This window comes from Crenobacter luteus, assembly GCF_004345725.1.
Classification (GTDB): domain Bacteria; phylum Pseudomonadota; class Gammaproteobacteria; order Burkholderiales; family Chromobacteriaceae; genus Crenobacter; species Crenobacter luteus.
The window spans coordinates 39,000-51,633 of sequence record NZ_SLXG01000019.1; the positions used below are offsets into that span (position 1 = coordinate 39,000).

The 12,634-nt window shown below is 59.9% G+C and carries 28 protein-coding genes; all 28 read right to left on the reverse strand.

Features of this window, described 5'->3' with window-relative positions; translation table 11 throughout:
• Nucleotides 1-16: 16 nt before the first annotated feature.
• Nucleotides 17-637, reverse strand: coding sequence for a 30S ribosomal protein S4 (rpsD, locus tag EV683_RS11210; RefSeq protein WP_066613222.1), 621 nt, complete (start codon nt 635-637; stop codon nt 17-19).
• A gap of 18 nt (nt 638-655) precedes the next feature.
• A complete protein-coding gene (gene rpsK / locus EV683_RS11215; RefSeq protein ID WP_011137709.1) occupies nt 656-1,051 on the reverse strand; it encodes a 30S ribosomal protein S11 in 396 nt (131 codons plus the stop codon).
• Nucleotides 1,052-1,069: 18 nt separating this feature from the next.
• Nucleotides 1,070-1,432 (reverse strand): 30S ribosomal protein S13, encoded by a 363-nt coding sequence (rpsM, locus tag EV683_RS11220; RefSeq protein ID WP_066613220.1) that lies wholly within the window; start codon nt 1,430-1,432, stop codon nt 1,070-1,072.
• Between the two features lie 63 nt (nt 1,433-1,495).
• Entirely contained in the window at nt 1,496-1,609 is a 114-nt protein-coding gene (rpmJ, locus tag EV683_RS11225) for a 50S ribosomal protein L36 (RefSeq protein ID WP_049259016.1), read from the reverse strand.
• A 34-nt stretch (nt 1,610-1,643) separates the two neighbouring features.
• Nucleotides 1,644-1,862, reverse strand: a complete 219-nt coding sequence (infA, locus tag EV683_RS11230; protein ID WP_066613218.1) for a translation initiation factor IF-1 — start codon at nt 1,860-1,862, stop codon at nt 1,644-1,646.
• Between the two features lie 18 nt (nt 1,863-1,880).
• Nucleotides 1,881-3,206 carry a preprotein translocase subunit SecY gene (gene secY, locus EV683_RS11235; RefSeq protein WP_066613215.1) on the reverse strand — a complete coding sequence of 442 codons (1,326 nt, stop codon included), beginning with the start codon at nt 3,204-3,206 and terminating at the stop codon, nt 1,881-1,883.
• 11 nt (nt 3,207-3,217) lie between these two features.
• Nucleotides 3,218-3,652 carry a 50S ribosomal protein L15 gene (gene rplO, locus EV683_RS11240; RefSeq protein WP_066613214.1) on the reverse strand — a complete coding sequence of 145 codons (435 nt, stop codon included), beginning with the start codon at nt 3,650-3,652 and terminating at the stop codon, nt 3,218-3,220.
• On the reverse strand, nt 3,653-3,838 hold the full coding sequence (rpmD, locus tag EV683_RS11245) for a 50S ribosomal protein L30 (RefSeq protein WP_066613212.1): 186 nt from the start codon (nt 3,836-3,838) through the stop codon (nt 3,653-3,655).
• On the reverse strand, nt 3,831-4,349 hold the full coding sequence (rpsE, locus tag EV683_RS11250; RefSeq protein ID WP_066613209.1) for a 30S ribosomal protein S5: 519 nt from the start codon (nt 4,347-4,349) through the stop codon (nt 3,831-3,833). Before rpsE ends, rpmD begins: the two co-directional genes overlap by 8 nt.
• 13 nt (nt 4,350-4,362) lie before the next feature.
• Nucleotides 4,363-4,716 carry a 50S ribosomal protein L18 gene (gene rplR, locus EV683_RS11255; protein WP_066613206.1) on the reverse strand — a complete coding sequence of 118 codons (354 nt, stop codon included), beginning with the start codon at nt 4,714-4,716 and terminating at the stop codon, nt 4,363-4,365.
• A 13-nt stretch (nt 4,717-4,729) separates the two neighbouring features.
• Nucleotides 4,730-5,263 (reverse strand): 50S ribosomal protein L6, encoded by a 534-nt coding sequence (gene rplF / locus EV683_RS11260; RefSeq protein WP_066613203.1) that lies wholly within the window; start codon nt 5,261-5,263, stop codon nt 4,730-4,732.
• 11 nt (nt 5,264-5,274) lie between these two features.
• On the reverse strand, nt 5,275-5,670 hold the full coding sequence (gene rpsH, locus EV683_RS11265; protein WP_066613200.1) for a 30S ribosomal protein S8: 396 nt from the start codon (nt 5,668-5,670) through the stop codon (nt 5,275-5,277).
• Nucleotides 5,671-5,683: 13 nt separating this feature from the next.
• On the reverse strand, nt 5,684-5,989 hold the full coding sequence (gene rpsN, locus EV683_RS11270) for a 30S ribosomal protein S14 (RefSeq protein ID WP_082824202.1): 306 nt from the start codon (nt 5,987-5,989) through the stop codon (nt 5,684-5,686).
• Nucleotides 5,990-5,993: 4 nt separating this feature from the next.
• Nucleotides 5,994-6,533 carry a 50S ribosomal protein L5 gene (gene rplE, locus EV683_RS11275; RefSeq protein ID WP_066613191.1) on the reverse strand — a complete coding sequence of 180 codons (540 nt, stop codon included), beginning with the start codon at nt 6,531-6,533 and terminating at the stop codon, nt 5,994-5,996.
• A gap of 9 nt (nt 6,534-6,542) precedes the next feature.
• Complete coding sequence (rplX, locus tag EV683_RS11280) at nt 6,543-6,857, reverse strand: 50S ribosomal protein L24 (protein ID WP_066613188.1); 315 nt, start codon at nt 6,855-6,857, stop codon at nt 6,543-6,545.
• A gap of 11 nt (nt 6,858-6,868) precedes the next feature.
• On the reverse strand, nt 6,869-7,237 hold the full coding sequence (gene rplN, locus EV683_RS11285) for a 50S ribosomal protein L14 (RefSeq protein ID WP_066613184.1): 369 nt from the start codon (nt 7,235-7,237) through the stop codon (nt 6,869-6,871).
• A gap of 207 nt (nt 7,238-7,444) precedes the next feature.
• On the reverse strand, nt 7,445-7,708 hold the full coding sequence (rpsQ, locus tag EV683_RS11290) for a 30S ribosomal protein S17 (protein ID WP_066613181.1): 264 nt from the start codon (nt 7,706-7,708) through the stop codon (nt 7,445-7,447).
• Between the two features lies 1 nt (nt 7,709).
• Nucleotides 7,710-7,898: a 50S ribosomal protein L29 gene (gene rpmC / locus EV683_RS11295; protein WP_066613178.1), complete on the reverse strand. Its 189-nt coding sequence runs from the start codon at nt 7,896-7,898 to the stop codon at nt 7,710-7,712.
• Nucleotides 7,898-8,314 (reverse strand): 50S ribosomal protein L16, encoded by a 417-nt coding sequence (rplP, locus tag EV683_RS11300; protein ID WP_066613175.1) that lies wholly within the window; start codon nt 8,312-8,314, stop codon nt 7,898-7,900. Before rplP ends, rpmC begins: the two co-directional genes overlap by 1 nt.
• Nucleotides 8,298-9,002: a 30S ribosomal protein S3 gene (rpsC, locus tag EV683_RS11305; protein ID WP_066613172.1), complete on the reverse strand. Its 705-nt coding sequence runs from the start codon at nt 9,000-9,002 to the stop codon at nt 8,298-8,300. Before rpsC ends, rplP begins: the two co-directional genes overlap by 17 nt.
• A gap of 10 nt (nt 9,003-9,012) precedes the next feature.
• The gene (gene rplV / locus EV683_RS11310) at nt 9,013-9,342 is read right to left on the reverse strand and encodes a 50S ribosomal protein L22 (RefSeq protein WP_066613169.1); all 330 of its coding nucleotides are present in this window, start codon (nt 9,340-9,342) and stop codon (nt 9,013-9,015) included.
• Nucleotides 9,343-9,351: 9 nt separating this feature from the next.
• Nucleotides 9,352-9,630, reverse strand: coding sequence for a 30S ribosomal protein S19 (rpsS, locus tag EV683_RS11315; protein ID WP_066613166.1), 279 nt, complete (start codon nt 9,628-9,630; stop codon nt 9,352-9,354).
• Between the two features lie 7 nt (nt 9,631-9,637).
• Complete coding sequence (rplB, locus tag EV683_RS11320; protein ID WP_066613164.1) at nt 9,638-10,471, reverse strand: 50S ribosomal protein L2; 834 nt, start codon at nt 10,469-10,471, stop codon at nt 9,638-9,640.
• Between the two features lie 12 nt (nt 10,472-10,483).
• Nucleotides 10,484-10,789: a 50S ribosomal protein L23 gene (gene rplW / locus EV683_RS11325; protein ID WP_066613162.1), complete on the reverse strand. Its 306-nt coding sequence runs from the start codon at nt 10,787-10,789 to the stop codon at nt 10,484-10,486.
• Nucleotides 10,786-11,406 (reverse strand): 50S ribosomal protein L4, encoded by a 621-nt coding sequence (gene rplD / locus EV683_RS11330; RefSeq protein WP_131862842.1) that lies wholly within the window; start codon nt 11,404-11,406, stop codon nt 10,786-10,788. Before rplD ends, rplW begins: the two co-directional genes overlap by 4 nt.
• Nucleotides 11,406-12,050 carry a 50S ribosomal protein L3 gene (gene rplC / locus EV683_RS11335; RefSeq protein WP_066613160.1) on the reverse strand — a complete coding sequence of 215 codons (645 nt, stop codon included), beginning with the start codon at nt 12,048-12,050 and terminating at the stop codon, nt 11,406-11,408. The genes rplD and rplC overlap by 1 nt, the downstream gene beginning before the upstream one ends.
• A gap of 149 nt (nt 12,051-12,199) precedes the next feature.
• Complete coding sequence (rpsJ, locus tag EV683_RS11340; protein ID WP_017507377.1) at nt 12,200-12,511, reverse strand: 30S ribosomal protein S10; 312 nt, start codon at nt 12,509-12,511, stop codon at nt 12,200-12,202.
• Between the two features lie 12 nt (nt 12,512-12,523).
• Nucleotides 12,524-12,634, reverse strand: a 111-nt coding sequence (locus tag EV683_RS11345; protein WP_131862843.1) for an EF-Tu C-terminal domain-related protein, incomplete at its 5' end; no start/stop codon positions are given.

Here is a 12,634-nt window from a genome sequence, read left to right on the forward strand (position 1 = left end):
CCTTAAAGGCTAGCGATTACTTGGAGTAGAATTCCACAACGAGCTGTTCGTTGATATCGCTAGACAGTTCGGAACGTTCCGGCGCGTTCTTGAACACGCCTTCCATTTTCTTCGAATCCACCGAAACCCAGGACGGGAAACCGGCTTGCTCGGCCAGGGCCAGCGCTTCTTGAATACGCACTTGCTTCTTGGCCTTTTCGCGGACCGCGACCACGTCGCCGGCTTTCACCTGGTACGACGGGATGTTCACGACGATGCCGTTCACGGTCAGCGCCTTGTGGCTGACGAGTTGACGCGCTTCGGCGCGGGTCGAACCCAGGCCCATGCGGTACACCACGTTGTCCAGACGCGATTCGAGGATCTGCAGCAGATTCTCGCCGGTCGAACCCTTGCGACGGGCGGCTTCGGCGAAGTACTTGCGGAATTGACGCTCCAGCACGCCGTAGATGCGGCGCACTTTCTGCTTTTCACGCAGCTGGGTGCCGAATTCGGACACGCGCGGTTTTTTCGCGCCGTGCTGACCCGGCGGGGTGTCCAGTTTGCACTTGGAATCCAGTGCGCGGCGCGCGCTCTTCAGGAAAAGGTCAGTTCCTTCGCGACGCGCGAGTTTACATTTCGGGCCGATATAACGTGCCATGTTCTCACACTCTCCGAATTAGATACGACGTTTCTTGGGCGGACGGCAGCCGTTGTGCGGCACCGGCGTCACGTCGGAGATGCTGGTGATCTTGAAGCCCAGCGAGTTGAGAGCACGCACCGCGGATTCGCGACCCGGACCCGGGCCCTTGATGCGAACTTCGAGGTTCTTCACACCGTATTCTTGGGCAACTTTACCAGCGTGTTCCGCCGCCACCTGGGCAGCAAAAGGTGTACTCTTGCGCGAGCCTTTGAAACCAGCACCGCCGGAGGTAGCCCAAGACAAAGCATTCCCTTGACGATCGGTGATGGTAATGATGGTGTTGTTGAACGAAGCGTGCACATGCACGATGCCTTCGCTCACAGACTTGCGCACCTTTTTGCGTACACGGACAGCTGTGTTTGCTTTAGCCATTCTCTGTGTTCCTTAAAATTACTTCTTGCCGGCGATCGCCTTGCGCGGACCCTTGCGGGTGCGGGCATTGGTGCGAGTACGCTGGCCGCGGCACGGCAGGCCACGACGATGGCGCATGCCACGGTAGCTGCCCATGTCCATCAGGCGCTTGATGCTCATGGTGACTTCGCGGCGCAGATCACCTTCCACGGTGAACTTAGCCACTTCTTCACGCAGCGTTTCCATCTGGGCTTCGGTCAGGTCCTTCACCTTGGTGGAGGGGACCACGCCAGCCGAGGCGCAAATCGCCTTGGCGCGGGTCGAACCGATGCCGTAGATGGCCTGCAGGCCGATTACGGCGTGCGCATTGTTGGGGATGTTTACCCCTGCGATACGGGCCATAGTCTTTCCTTAAGACCTCGAAAAGTCGAAGAGTGTACCACGCAAGCGCGGGACTAACAAATGTTAGCCCTGACGCTGCTTGTGGCGGGGATCCGTGCAGATCACGCGAACGACGCGGTTGCGACGGATGACTTTGCAATTACGGCAAATTTTCTTTACCGAGGGTTGTACGCGCATTTCAGTTCCTTTTCGTACAAAGATCGTATGCGAATTACTTCGCACGGAACACAATACGGGCGCGGGACAAATCGTAAGGCGTCAGTTCGACCGTCACCTTGTCGCCCGGCAGGATGCGGATGTAATGCATCCGCATCTTCCCGGAAATGTGCCCCAACACCACGTGTCCATTTTCAAGCCTCACCCTGAAGGTTGCGCTAGGCAGGTTCTCCAGGATTTCGCCCTGCATCTGGATGGTGTCTTCTTTAGCCATAACCCAGCGAACTCGGTCTCAGCGAGTGAACGCGCCACCGTTGCCCTTGAAGTTGGCCTTCTTGAGCAGGCCCTCATACTGGTGCGAGAGGATGTAGGACTGCACTTGCGTCATGAAGTCCATCGTCACCACCACCATGATCAGCAGCGAAGTTCCGCCGAAATAGAACGGCACGTTCCATTTCAGGATCAGGAACTCCGGCAGCAGGCACACCAGGGTGATGTAGACCGCCCCCACCAGCGTCAGACGCATGATGATCTTCTCGATGTAGCGCGAGGTTTGCTCGCCCGGGCGGATGCCCGGAATGAACGCACCGCTCTTCTTCAGGTTGTCTGCCGTTTCCTTGGGGTTGAACACCAGGGCGGTATAGAAGTAGCAGAAGAAGACGATCGCCGCCGCATAGAACAAGATGTAGATCGGCTGACCGGGATGCAGCTTGTCGGCCACGGCCTTCAGCCACCCCATGCCTTCCGTGTTGCCGAACCAGCCGAGAACGGTGGCCGGGAACAGGATGATGCTGGACGCGAAGATCGGCGGAATCACGCCGGCCATGTTGAGCTTGAGCGGCAGATGCGTGCTCTGACCCTGCATGACGCGGTTGCCGACCTGGCGCTTGGCGTAATTGACCAGCACCTTGCGCTGACCGCGCTCGACGAAGACGACGAGGTAGGTCACCGCGGCAACGGCAACGAACAACACCACCGCAAACAGGATGGGCAGCGAGCCTTGGCTGGTCAGCGTCAGCGTCTTGCCGATCGCGCTGGGCACGCCGGCAGCGATACCGGCACAGATGATCAGCGAGATACCGTTGCCGATGCCGCGCTCGGTGATCTGCTCACCCAGCCACATCAGGAACATCGTCCCGGTCACCAGCGTCACGACGGTGGTGAAGTAGAACTCCCACTGTGCGCTCGTCACCAGGTTGGGCTGCTTAAAAAGCATCACCGCAATACCGAAACTTTGGAAAGTCGCGAGTATCACGGTTGCGTACCGAGTGTATTGGGTTATTTTGCGCCGCCCAGCGTCGCCCTCCTTCTTCAGCTGCTTCAGCGTCGGCACGACCTCGGAAGCGAGCTGGAGAATGATGGAGGCCGAGATGTACGGCATGATGCCGATGGCAAATACCGTAAATCTCGAAAGGGCGCCCCCGGAAAACATGTTGAACATGTCCAGGAGGCCCGTTTGCGACGTGTGGAACAACTTCGCTAGCTCAGCGGGGTTGATACCCGGGACCGGGATATGCGCCCCGATCCGATAGACGATCAACGCACCGATCAGAAACCAGATACGGCTTTTCAGATCACCATACTTGTTGGCATTGGCCACTAGAGAAGTATTCGCCACAGAGGTGCGCCTTATTCGATGAAGCTACCACCGGCGGCTTCGATCGCCGCACGGGCACCGGCAGTCGCCGAGATGCCACGCAGTTTCAGCGCGCGCTCGACCTTGCCGGACAGGATGACCTTGGCCACGTCGGCACCGGCCGGCACCACGCCAGCCTGCTTCAGCACCAGGAGGTCGATCTCGTCCACCGGCAGCAGGTTCAGCTCGGACAGACGCACTTCGGCGGTCTTGCCCGCGGTCAGCGACTTGAAGCCACGCTTCGGCAGGCGACGCTGCAGCGGCATCTGACCGCCTTCGAAGCCGACCTTGTGGAAGCCACCGGCACGGCTTTTCTGGCCCTTGTGACCGCGACCGCCGGTCTTGCCGAGGCCGCTGCCGATGCCGCGACCCACGCGACGCTTGGCATGCGTAGAACCCGCGGCGGGTTTAATGGTGTTCAGTTCCATTTAGCCCTCGCATTTGATCAGGTAGCTGATCTTGTTGATCATGCCACGGTTTTCCGGCGTATCGAGCACTTCGACGGTTTGACGGATCTTTTTCAGACCCAGACCGCGAGCGCACGCTTTGTGGGACTCGATGCGACCAATCAGGCTCTTCACCAGAGTCACCTTGACAGTTTTTGCATCACTCATGCTCAACTCCCAGGATGTCTTCCACGCTCAGGCCACGCTTGGCAGCCACTTGCGCCGGGGTGTAGATCTTCTGCAGGCCGTCCAGCGTGGCACGCACCACGTTGTACGGGTTGGTCGAACCATGCACCTTGGCCGAGACGTTGCGGACGCCCATCGCCTCGAACACGGCACGCATCGGGCCGCCGGCTTTCACACCGCTACCCTCTTTGGCCGGCTGCATGAACACGGTGGTCGCACCGTGCTTGCCCAGCACCGCGTGATGCAGGGTACCGTTCTTCAGCGGGATCTTCACCATATTGCGACGCGCTTGTTCCATCGCTTTTTGCACGGCGACCGGCACTTCTTTCGACTTGCCTTTGCCCATGCCGATGCCGCCGTCGCCGTCGCCAACCACGGTCAGTGCCGAGAAGGCCATGATACGGCCACCCTTCACCACCTTGGTGACGCGGTTGACGCCGATCATCTTCTCGATCAGACCATCGCCGCGATCTTCGATTTCGTGCTTAGCCATTCTTCACTCCGAATTAGAATTCCAGACCGTGCTCGCGCGCAGCGTCTGCCAGGGCCTTGATGCGGCCATGGTACTTGAAGCCGGAGCGGTCGAACGCGACCTGGGCAATGCCGGCGGCCTTGGCCTTCTCGGCGATGCGCTGGCCCACGGCCACCGCAGCGCTCACGTTGCCGCCGTTGCCGACGGCCGAGCGAACATCGGCCTCGAGGGTGGAAGCGCTAGCCAGCACGCGATCGCCAGCAGCGTCGATGATCTGCGCGTAGATGTGGCTGTTGCTGCGATGCACGCTAAGACGCACCATCTTGAGCTCTGCAATACGTGCACGGGTTTTGCGTGCGCGACGGAGTCGAGCTTGTTTTTTGTCCATTTCAGTGCCTCAATTACTTCTTCTTGGTCTCTTTCAGAACCACCACCTCGTCGGCGTAACGCACGCCCTTGCCCTTGTAGGGCTCCGGCGAACGGTAAGCGCGGATCTCGGCGGCCACCTGACCCACGCGCTGCTTGTCAGCGCCCTTGATCAGGATCTCGGTCTGAGTCGGGGTCGCCACGGTGATGCCTTCGGGCATCTTGTGGGCCACCGGGTGGGAGAAACCAAGCGACAGGTTCAGGGTGTCACCTTGAGCCTGGGCACGATAGCCCACGCCCACCAGCTGGAGCTTGCGCTCGAAGCCTTTGGACACACCGGTCACCATGTTGTTGAGGAGCGCGCGCAGGGTACCAGACATGGAACGCGCGAACTTGCTATCGGTCTTGGCCGCGAAGGTCAGCTGATTGTCTTCCAGCTTCACTTCCACCTCGTTGCACAGCGGGGTGCTGAGGGTGCCAAGCGCGCCTTTCACGGTCACCTCGGCGGCGCCGAATTTCACTTCGACACCGGCCGGGATCGCGACGGGATTCTTAGCTACGCGAGACATTACACCCTCCCTTATGCCACGAAGCAGAGCAGCTCGCCGCCGATACCGGCTGCGCGCGCTTTGCGATCGGTCATCACGCCCTTGGAGGTGGACAGAATCGCCACGCCCAGGCCGTTCATCACCTTCGGAATGTCCGAGGTGCCCTTGTACACGCGCAGGCCGGGACGCGAAACGCGCTCGATGCGCTCGATCACCGGACGACCAGCGTAGTACTTGAGCTGGATGTCGAGGGACGGCTTCTTCTCTTCGCCGGACACGGCGAAGTCTTCGATGTAGCCTTCGTCCTTCAGCACCTTGGCAATCGCCAGCTTCAGCTTGGAGGACGGCATGGAAACGGCCGCCTTCGAAGCGCGCTGGGCGTTGCGGATGCGGGTCAACATGTCGGAAATAGGATCATGCATGCTCATTCGTTTTCTCCTATTACCAGCTGGCCTTCACAACACCCGGGATCTCACCTTTCATGGCGATTTCACGAAGTTTGCTGCGACCCAGGCCGAATTTACGGAACACACCACGCGGGCGGCCGGTGATGGCGCAACGGTTGCGTTGGCGCACCGGGCTGGCGTTGCGCGGCAGGCTCTGAAGCTTCAGGCGGGCCTCGAAACGCTCTTCATCCGAGAGGCTGGCGTTGTTGATGACGGCGAGAAGCTCTTCACGCTTGGCAGCGTATTTGGCGACGAGCTTGGCGCGCTTCTTTTCACGGTTAATCAGTGCAAGTGTTGCCATGTGCTTAACCCTTGAACGGGAACTTGAACGCAGCCAGCAGCGCGCGGGCTTCTTCGTCGGACTTCGCGGTGGTGGTGATGGTGATGTTCATACCACGCAGCGCGTCGATCTTGTCGTACTCGATTTCCGGGAAGATGATCTGCTCACGCACACCCATGTTGTAGTTGCCGCGGCCGTCGAAAGACTTGCCCGACACACCACGGAAGTCGCGCACGCGCGGCAGGGCGATGGTCACCAGACGATCCAGGAATTCGTACATGCGTTCGCGACGCAGGGTCACCTTGCAGCCGACCGGGTAGTGATCGCGGATCTTGAAGCCGGCGATCGACTTGCGGGCGGTGGTCACCACCGGCTTCTGGCCGGTGATCTTTTCCAGGTCGCCGACGGCGAATTCCATCACTTTCTTGTCCGCAACCGCTTCACCGACACCCATGTTCAGGGTGATCTTCTCGATGCGCGGCACTTCCATCACGGACTTGTAGCCGAACTGCTTGACCAGCTCGGGAACGACGCTGCTTTTGTAAAAATCGTAGAGACGTGCCATGTTCACTCCTTACGCGCCAACGACTTCACCGCTGGACTTGAACACGCGCACTTTGCGGCCGTCTTCCAGCAGCTTGATGCCCACGCGGTCAGCCTTCTGGGTGGCCGGGTTGAAAATGGCGACGTTCGAGACGTGCAGCGGCATGGTCTTTTCGACGATACCACCGGCCACGCCGCGGATCGGGTTCGGCTTCTGGTGCTTCTTGGCGATGTTCACGCCTTCGACGACCAGTTTGTCTTCCAGCACGCGCAGAACGGTGCCGCGCTTGCCTTTGTCTTTGCCGGCGATGACGATGACTTCGTCACCTTTGCGGATTTTTCGCATCAATCTCTCCCTTACAGCACTTCCGGAGCGAGCGACACGATCTTCATGAATCGCTCGGTACGCAGTTCGCGGGTCACCGGGCCGAAGATGCGGGTGCCAATCGGCTCAAGCTTGGTGTTGAGCAGCACGGCGGCGTTGCTGTCGAACTTGATCAGCGAACCGTCCGGACGACGCACGCCCTTGGCGGTGCGCACAACCACAGCGTTGTACACGTCGCCCTTCTTGACGCGACCGCGCGGCGCGGCGTCCTTGATGCTCACCTTGATGATGTCGCCCACGCTTGCGTAGCGACGCTTGGAGCCGCCCAGCACCTTGATGCACATAACCGAGCGCGCACCAGTGTTGTCTGCGACCTCAAGCATGGTCTGCATTTGAATCATGAGATTACCTTTCTCTCCAACTTCATCCGTCACTTTCATCCGGCCACGGCGCCAGTTGCAGCGCCGGAACCTAGATGAAACGCCGCTATAGCAATGCTACGCGGCGTATCAAACGGCCAGTCTTGGAGCCCGTCAGGGCAGAATCCCGCCCAGAGGATTAGGCGGGAAAATGGCCATTATACAGAGGGGTCACCCCCTCTGCAAGCTTTACACTTGGCGAGCCTTCTCGACCAGTGCGGTTACCACCCACGATTTCGTCTTCGAGAGCGGGCGGGATTCGCTGATCACCACCACGTCGCCTGCGCGATACTCGTTGTTTTCGTCGTGTGCGTGGAATTTCTTGGAACGACGGATCACCTTGCCGTAGATCGGGTGCTTCACTTTGCGCTCGACCAGCACGGTTACGGTTTTATCCATCTTGTCGCTGACCACTTTGCCGGTCAGCGTGCGGACCACCTTGGTTTCGCTCATCTTAAACCGCCTTTTCTTTCAGAACAGTGCGAACGCGCGCGATGTCACGACGCACCTTGCTCAGTTCACTGGTCTTGGCGAGCTGCTGGGTAGCATGTTGCATACGCAGCGCGAACTGGGCCTTGAGCAGGCTCAGCAGTTCTACCTTCAGCTCGTCGACGGTTTTAGCTCTCAGTTCGGACGCTTTCATTACTGGCCTACCTGTCTATTTACAAACACAGTCGGGATCGGCAACTTGGCTGCGGCCAAACGGAAAGCTTCACGAGCGAGTTCCTCGTTGACGCCATCCATTTCATACAGCATCTTGCCAGGCTGGATTTCAGCCACGTAGTACTCAGGGCTACCCTTACCGTTACCCATACGCACTTCGGCCGGCTTCGAGGAGATCGGCTTGTCCGGGAACACGCGGATCCAGATGCGGCCGCCACGCTTGATGTGACGGGTCATCGCACGACGAGCCGCCTCGATCTGGCGCGCGGTCAGACGGCCTCGGCCAACCGCTTTCAGACCGAAATCGCCGAAACTGACCTTGTTGCCACGGGTGGCAATACCCGTGTTACGGCCTTTCTGCTGTTTACGGTACTTGAGTCTAGTTGGCTGCAGCATTTCGACCACCTGCCTTTCTGGATTTCTTCTCCGGAGCCGCCGGCACGGCCTGAACCTGACCCGGCTTCAGCTCACCCTTGTACACCCACACCTTGATACCGATGATGCCGTAGGTGGTCTTCGCTTCCGAGGTCGCGTAGTCCACGTCGGCGCGCAGGGTGTGCAGCGGCACACGGCCTTCGCGATACCATTCGGTACGGGCGATTTCGATGCCGTTCAGACGACCCGAGGACATGATCTTGATGCCCTGGGCGCCCATGCGCATCGCGTTCTGCATCGCGCGCTTCATCGCACGGCGGAACATCACGCGCTTCTCGAGCTGCGAGGCGATGCCGTCGGCGATGATCTGCGCATCGATCTCGGGCTTGCGCACTTCTTCGATGTTCACGTGCACCGGCACGCCGAGACGCTTTTGCAGCTCCTGCTTCAGCAGCTCGATGTCCTCACCCTTCTTGCCGATCACGACACCCGGACGGGCGCTGTGAATGGTGATGCGGGCGGACTTGGCCGGGCGCTCGATGGTCACGCGACCCACGGAAGCGTGAGCGAGGCGCTTTTTCAGAAATTCGCGAACTTCGATGTCCTGCTTCAGCATGCCTGCGAAATCGAGGGAATTCGCAAACCACTTCGAGGACCAGTTCTTGTTGACAGCAAGACGGAAACCCGTCGGATGAATCTTCTGACCCATTGCTTACCCCTTAATTGCCCACGACCAGCGTGATGTGGCAGGTCTGCTTTTCGATACGGTTGCCGCGACCTTTGGCGCGGGCCGTAAAGCGCTTCAGGCTCGGACCCTTGTCCACGAACACGGTGGCCACTTTCAGGGTATCGATATCCGCGCCCTCGTTGTGCTCGGCGTTGGCGATCGCCGACTCCAGCACTTTCTTGAGGATGGCAGCACCTTTTTTCGGGCTGAAGGCCAGGATGTTCATTGCCTGATCGACCGGCTTGCCGCGAACGAGATCAGCCACCAGGCGGCACTTCTGGGCCGACAGGCGAGCGTTGTACAGTTTTGCAGAGACTCTCATCGCATCACCTTATTTCTTCTTCGCCTTCTTATCGGCCGCGTGGCCTTTGAAGGTACGAGTCAGCGAGAATTCACCCAGCTTGTGACCCACCATGTTCTCGGAAACGTAAACCGGAACGTGGGTACGGCCGTTGTGAACCGCGATGGTCAGACCGATGAAGTCCGGCAGGATGGTGGAACGGCGCGACCAGGTCTTGATCGGACGCTTGTCGTTGCTTGCCCGCACGGCGTCGACCTTCTTCAACAGGTGCAGATCAACAAACGGGCCTTTTTTCAGCGAACGTGCCATGTGTCAATTACCCTTTGTTCGAGAAGCGACGGCGCACGATCATGTTGCTCGTACGCTTGTTGCGACGGGTACGGTAGCCCTTAGCAGGCGTACCCCACGGGCTAACCGGCACGCGGCCTTCGCCGGTCTTACCTTCACCACCACCATGCGGGTGATCGATCGGGTTCATCGCGGTACCGCGAACGGTCGGACGGATGCCGCGCCAGCGGTTCGCACCGGCCTTGCCGATCTTGCGCAGGCTGTGCTCTTCGTTGCCGACTTCGCCGACGGTGGCACGGCAATCGACGTGCACCTTGCGGATCTCGCCGGAGCGCAGACGCAGCTGGGCGTAGGCGCCTTCGCGAGCCAGCAGCATCACCGAAGCACCGGCCGAGCGCGCCAGCTGGGCGCCCTTGCCCGGCTGCAACTCGACGCAGTGGATGGTGGTACCGACCGGAATGTTGCGGATCGGCAGGGTGTTGCCCGCCTTGATCGGCGCTTCCGAACCCGACAGCAGCACGGCGCCGACCTTCACGCCACGCGGGGCGATGATGTAGCGGCGCTCGCCGTCGGCGTAGCACAGCAGCGCGATGTGCGCGGTGCGGTTCGGGTCGTACTCGAGACGCTCGACCTTGGCCGGGATGCCGTCCTTGTTGCGACGGAAGTCCACGATACGATAGTGGTGCTTGTGACCACCGCCCTTGTGGCGGGTGGTGATGCGACCATTGTTGTTACGACCGGCCGTCGAGTTTTGCTTGTCGAGCAGCGGGGCGTAGGGCGCGCCTTTGTGCAGGTCGGGATTGACAACCTTCACCAGGCCACGACGGCCAGCGGACGTCGGTTTTACTTTTACGAGAGCCATGCTCTATCTCCCTTACTCGGCAGCAGCCGGAGCGGTCAGGTCGATCTCTTGACCCGGCACCAGGCTGACGTAAGCCTTTTTCCAGTCCTTGCGGCGGCCGAAACGTTGGCCGAAACGCTTGGTCTTGCCCTTGACGTTCACGGTACTGACACCCTGAACCTTCACGTTGAACAGCAGTTCAACGGCAGCTTTGATCTCCGGCTTGGTGGCGTCGCCAGCCACGCGGAACACCACTTGCTGGTTCTTCTCAGCGACCAGGGTGCTCTTTTCGGAAACGACCGGAGCAAGGATAACTTGCATCAAACGTTCTTGATTCATGCCCACTGCTCCTCAAACTGCTTCACGGCATCGCGGGTCATCACGACCTTCTTGAAACGCACCAGGCTGTACGGGTCAGCTTGCTGAGCCTCGATCACCAGAACGTTCGGCAGGTTGCGCGACGAGAGATAGAGGTTTTCGTCCAGCTCTTTGGTGATGAACAGTGCCTGATCGACGCCCAGGGTCTTCAGCTTGGCAGCGAATTCCTTGGTTTTCGGGCTGTCGACCGCCAGGTCGTCCACGACCACCAGACGCTCTTCACGCACCAGCTGCGACAGGATGGTCGCGATACCGGCACGGAACATCTTGCGGTTCACCTTCTGGCTGAAATTCTCTTCCGGGCTGTTCGGGAACGCACGGCCACCACCACGCCACACCGGCGACGAAGTCATACCGGCGCGGGCACGACCGGTACCCTTCTGACGGAACGGCTTCTTGGTGGAGTGCTTCACCTCGGCGCGGGTCAGCTGGGCACGGTTGCCGCTGCGCGCGTTGGCGAGGTAGGCGGTCACCAGCTGGTGAACCAGGGCTTCGTTGTAATCACGACCGAACAGCGCGTCGGATGCCTGCAGGCCTTCGACGGCCTGACCTTGGGTATTGATAACTTTCAGTTCCATCACGCACCCGCCTTAACACTAGGACGCACGACCACGTTGCCATTGGTGGCGCCCGGAACGGCACCTTTCACCAGCAGCAGCTGACGTTCCGCGTCAACGCGAACGATCTCGAGGCACTGCACGGTCGACTTGACGTTACCGTACTGACCTGCCATGCGCTTACCCGGGAACACGCGACCCGGATCCTGCGCCTGACCGATCGAACCCGGCTTGTTGTGCGACACGGAGTTACCGTGCGACGCGCGGTTGGAAGAGAAGTTGTGACGCTTGATCACGCCCGAGAAACCCTTACCCTTCGAGGTGCCGGTCACGTCGACCAGTTGACCCACGGCAAAGACTTCAACGGACAGGGTGTCGCCGGCCTTGAACTTCGACAGCTCTTCGGCGGAAAGGGCGAACTCTTGCAGCACGCTGGCTGCCTCGACGCCAGCCTTGGCGAAGTGACCCGCCTCGGCTTTGTTGACGCGGTTAGCCTTGCGGGTGCCGAATGCAACCTGAACGGCGGTGTAACCGTCGGTTTCGGCGGTTTTGATTTGCGTGACGCGATTGGCGGACATGTCCAGCACCGTCACCGGAATGGAAGCACCATCCTCGGCAAAGACGCGGGTCATGCCGACTTTGCGACCGACAAGACCAAGACTCATGGTTATTTCCTTTTGCAGGTGCCGATTACGATTGACCGGCAGACTCTAAAACAAAAGCGGACTCGCCCGGAAAGGGCGAGTCCGCAACTCTATCACGAAAAACTCAAGCGTCGCAAGCACTTACACCTCACGACGCCGTCGTTCCGCGATTACTGCAGCTTGATCTCCACATCGACGCCAGCCGGCAGGTCGAGCTTCATCAGCGCATCGACGGTCTTGTCGGTCGGGTCGACGATGTCCATCAGGCGCAGGTGGGTGCGGATTTCCAGCTGGTCGCGCGAGGTCTTGTTCACGTGCGGCGAACGCAGCACGTTGAAACGCTCGATCTTGGTCGGCAGCGGCACCGGACCCTTGACCACGGCGCCGGTGCGCTTGGCGGTCTCGACGATTTCCTGGGCGGAACGGTCGATCAGGTTGTAGTCGAAGGCCTTCAGGCGGATGCGGATTTTCTGGCTCTGCATGTCGGTCTCCGATTAGGCGATGATCTTGGCAACCACGCCGGCGCCGACGGTACGACCGCCTTCACGGATGGCGAAGCGCAGACCTTCTTCCATGGCGATCGGCGCGATCAGCTCGACGCTGAA

Bases quoted from the DNA above. Each gene is read 5' to 3' on its own strand.
- rpmD (WP_066613212.1), bottom strand. From the start codon at position 3,838: ATGAGTGATGCAAAAACTGTCAAGGTGACTCTGGTGAAGAGCCTGATT.
- rpmJ (WP_049259016.1), bottom strand. From the start codon at position 1,609: ATGCGCGTACAACCCTCGGTAAAGAAAATTTGCCGTAATTGCAAAGTC.
- rpsS (WP_066613166.1), bottom strand. From the start codon at position 9,630: ATGGCACGTTCGCTGAAAAAAGGCCCGTTTGTTGATCTGCACCTGTTG.
- rplE (WP_066613191.1), bottom strand. From the start codon at position 6,533: ATGGCACGTCTCTACGATTTTTACAAAAGCAGCGTCGTTCCCGAGCTG.
- rplC (WP_066613160.1), bottom strand. From the start codon at position 12,050: ATGAGTCTTGGTCTTGTCGGTCGCAAAGTCGGCATGACCCGCGTCTTT.
- rpsQ (WP_066613181.1), bottom strand. From the start codon at position 7,708: ATGAGCGAAACCAAGGTGGTCCGCACGCTGACCGGCAAAGTGGTCAGC.
- rpsE (WP_066613209.1), bottom strand. From the start codon at position 4,349: ATGGCTAAGCACGAAATCGAAGATCGCGGCGATGGTCTGATCGAGAAG.
- rplB (WP_066613164.1), bottom strand. From the start codon at position 10,471: ATGGCTCTCGTAAAAGTAAAACCGACGTCCGCTGGCCGTCGTGGCCTG.
- rplW (WP_066613162.1), bottom strand. From the start codon at position 10,789: ATGAATCAAGAACGTTTGATGCAAGTTATCCTTGCTCCGGTCGTTTCC.
- rplR (WP_066613206.1), bottom strand. From the start codon at position 4,716: ATGGACAAAAAACAAGCTCGACTCCGTCGCGCACGCAAAACCCGTGCA.
- rplN (WP_066613184.1), bottom strand. From the start codon at position 7,237: ATGATTCAAATGCAGACCATGCTTGAGGTCGCAGACAACACTGGTGCG.
- rplO (WP_066613214.1), bottom strand. From the start codon at position 3,652: ATGGAACTGAACACCATTAAACCCGCCGCGGGTTCTACGCATGCCAAG.
- infA (WP_066613218.1), bottom strand. From the start codon at position 1,862: ATGGCTAAAGAAGACACCATCCAGATGCAGGGCGAAATCCTGGAGAAC.
- rpsK (WP_011137709.1), bottom strand. From the start codon at position 1,051: ATGGCTAAAGCAAACACAGCTGTCCGTGTACGCAAAAAGGTGCGCAAG.
- rplV (WP_066613169.1), bottom strand. From the start codon at position 9,342: ATGAGAGTCTCTGCAAAACTGTACAACGCTCGCCTGTCGGCCCAGAAG.
- rpsH (WP_066613200.1), bottom strand. From the start codon at position 5,670: ATGAGCATGCATGATCCTATTTCCGACATGTTGACCCGCATCCGCAAC.
- rpsD (WP_066613222.1), bottom strand. From the start codon at position 637: ATGGCACGTTATATCGGCCCGAAATGTAAACTCGCGCGTCGCGAAGGA.
- rplF (WP_066613203.1), bottom strand. From the start codon at position 5,263: ATGTCTCGCGTAGCTAAGAATCCCGTCGCGATCCCGGCCGGTGTCGAA.
- rpsM (WP_066613220.1), bottom strand. From the start codon at position 1,432: ATGGCCCGTATCGCAGGGGTAAACATCCCCAACAATGCGCACGCCGTA.
- rpsC (WP_066613172.1), bottom strand. From the start codon at position 9,002: ATGGGTCAGAAGATTCATCCGACGGGTTTCCGTCTTGCTGTCAACAAG.
- rpsN (WP_082824202.1), bottom strand. From the start codon at position 5,989: ATGGCAACACTTGCACTGATTAACCGTGAAAAGAAGCGCGCCAAGCTC.
- rpmC (WP_066613178.1), bottom strand. From the start codon at position 7,898: ATGAAAGCGTCCGAACTGAGAGCTAAAACCGTCGACGAGCTGAAGGTA.
- rplD (WP_131862842.1), bottom strand. From the start codon at position 11,406: ATGGAACTGAAAGTTATCAATACCCAAGGTCAGGCCGTCGAAGGCCTG.
- rplP (WP_066613175.1), bottom strand. From the start codon at position 8,314: ATGCTGCAGCCAACTAGACTCAAGTACCGTAAACAGCAGAAAGGCCGT.
- rpsJ (WP_017507377.1), bottom strand. From the start codon at position 12,511: ATGCAGAGCCAGAAAATCCGCATCCGCCTGAAGGCCTTCGACTACAAC.
- rplX (WP_066613188.1), bottom strand. From the start codon at position 6,857: ATGCGAAAAATCCGCAAAGGTGACGAAGTCATCGTCATCGCCGGCAAA.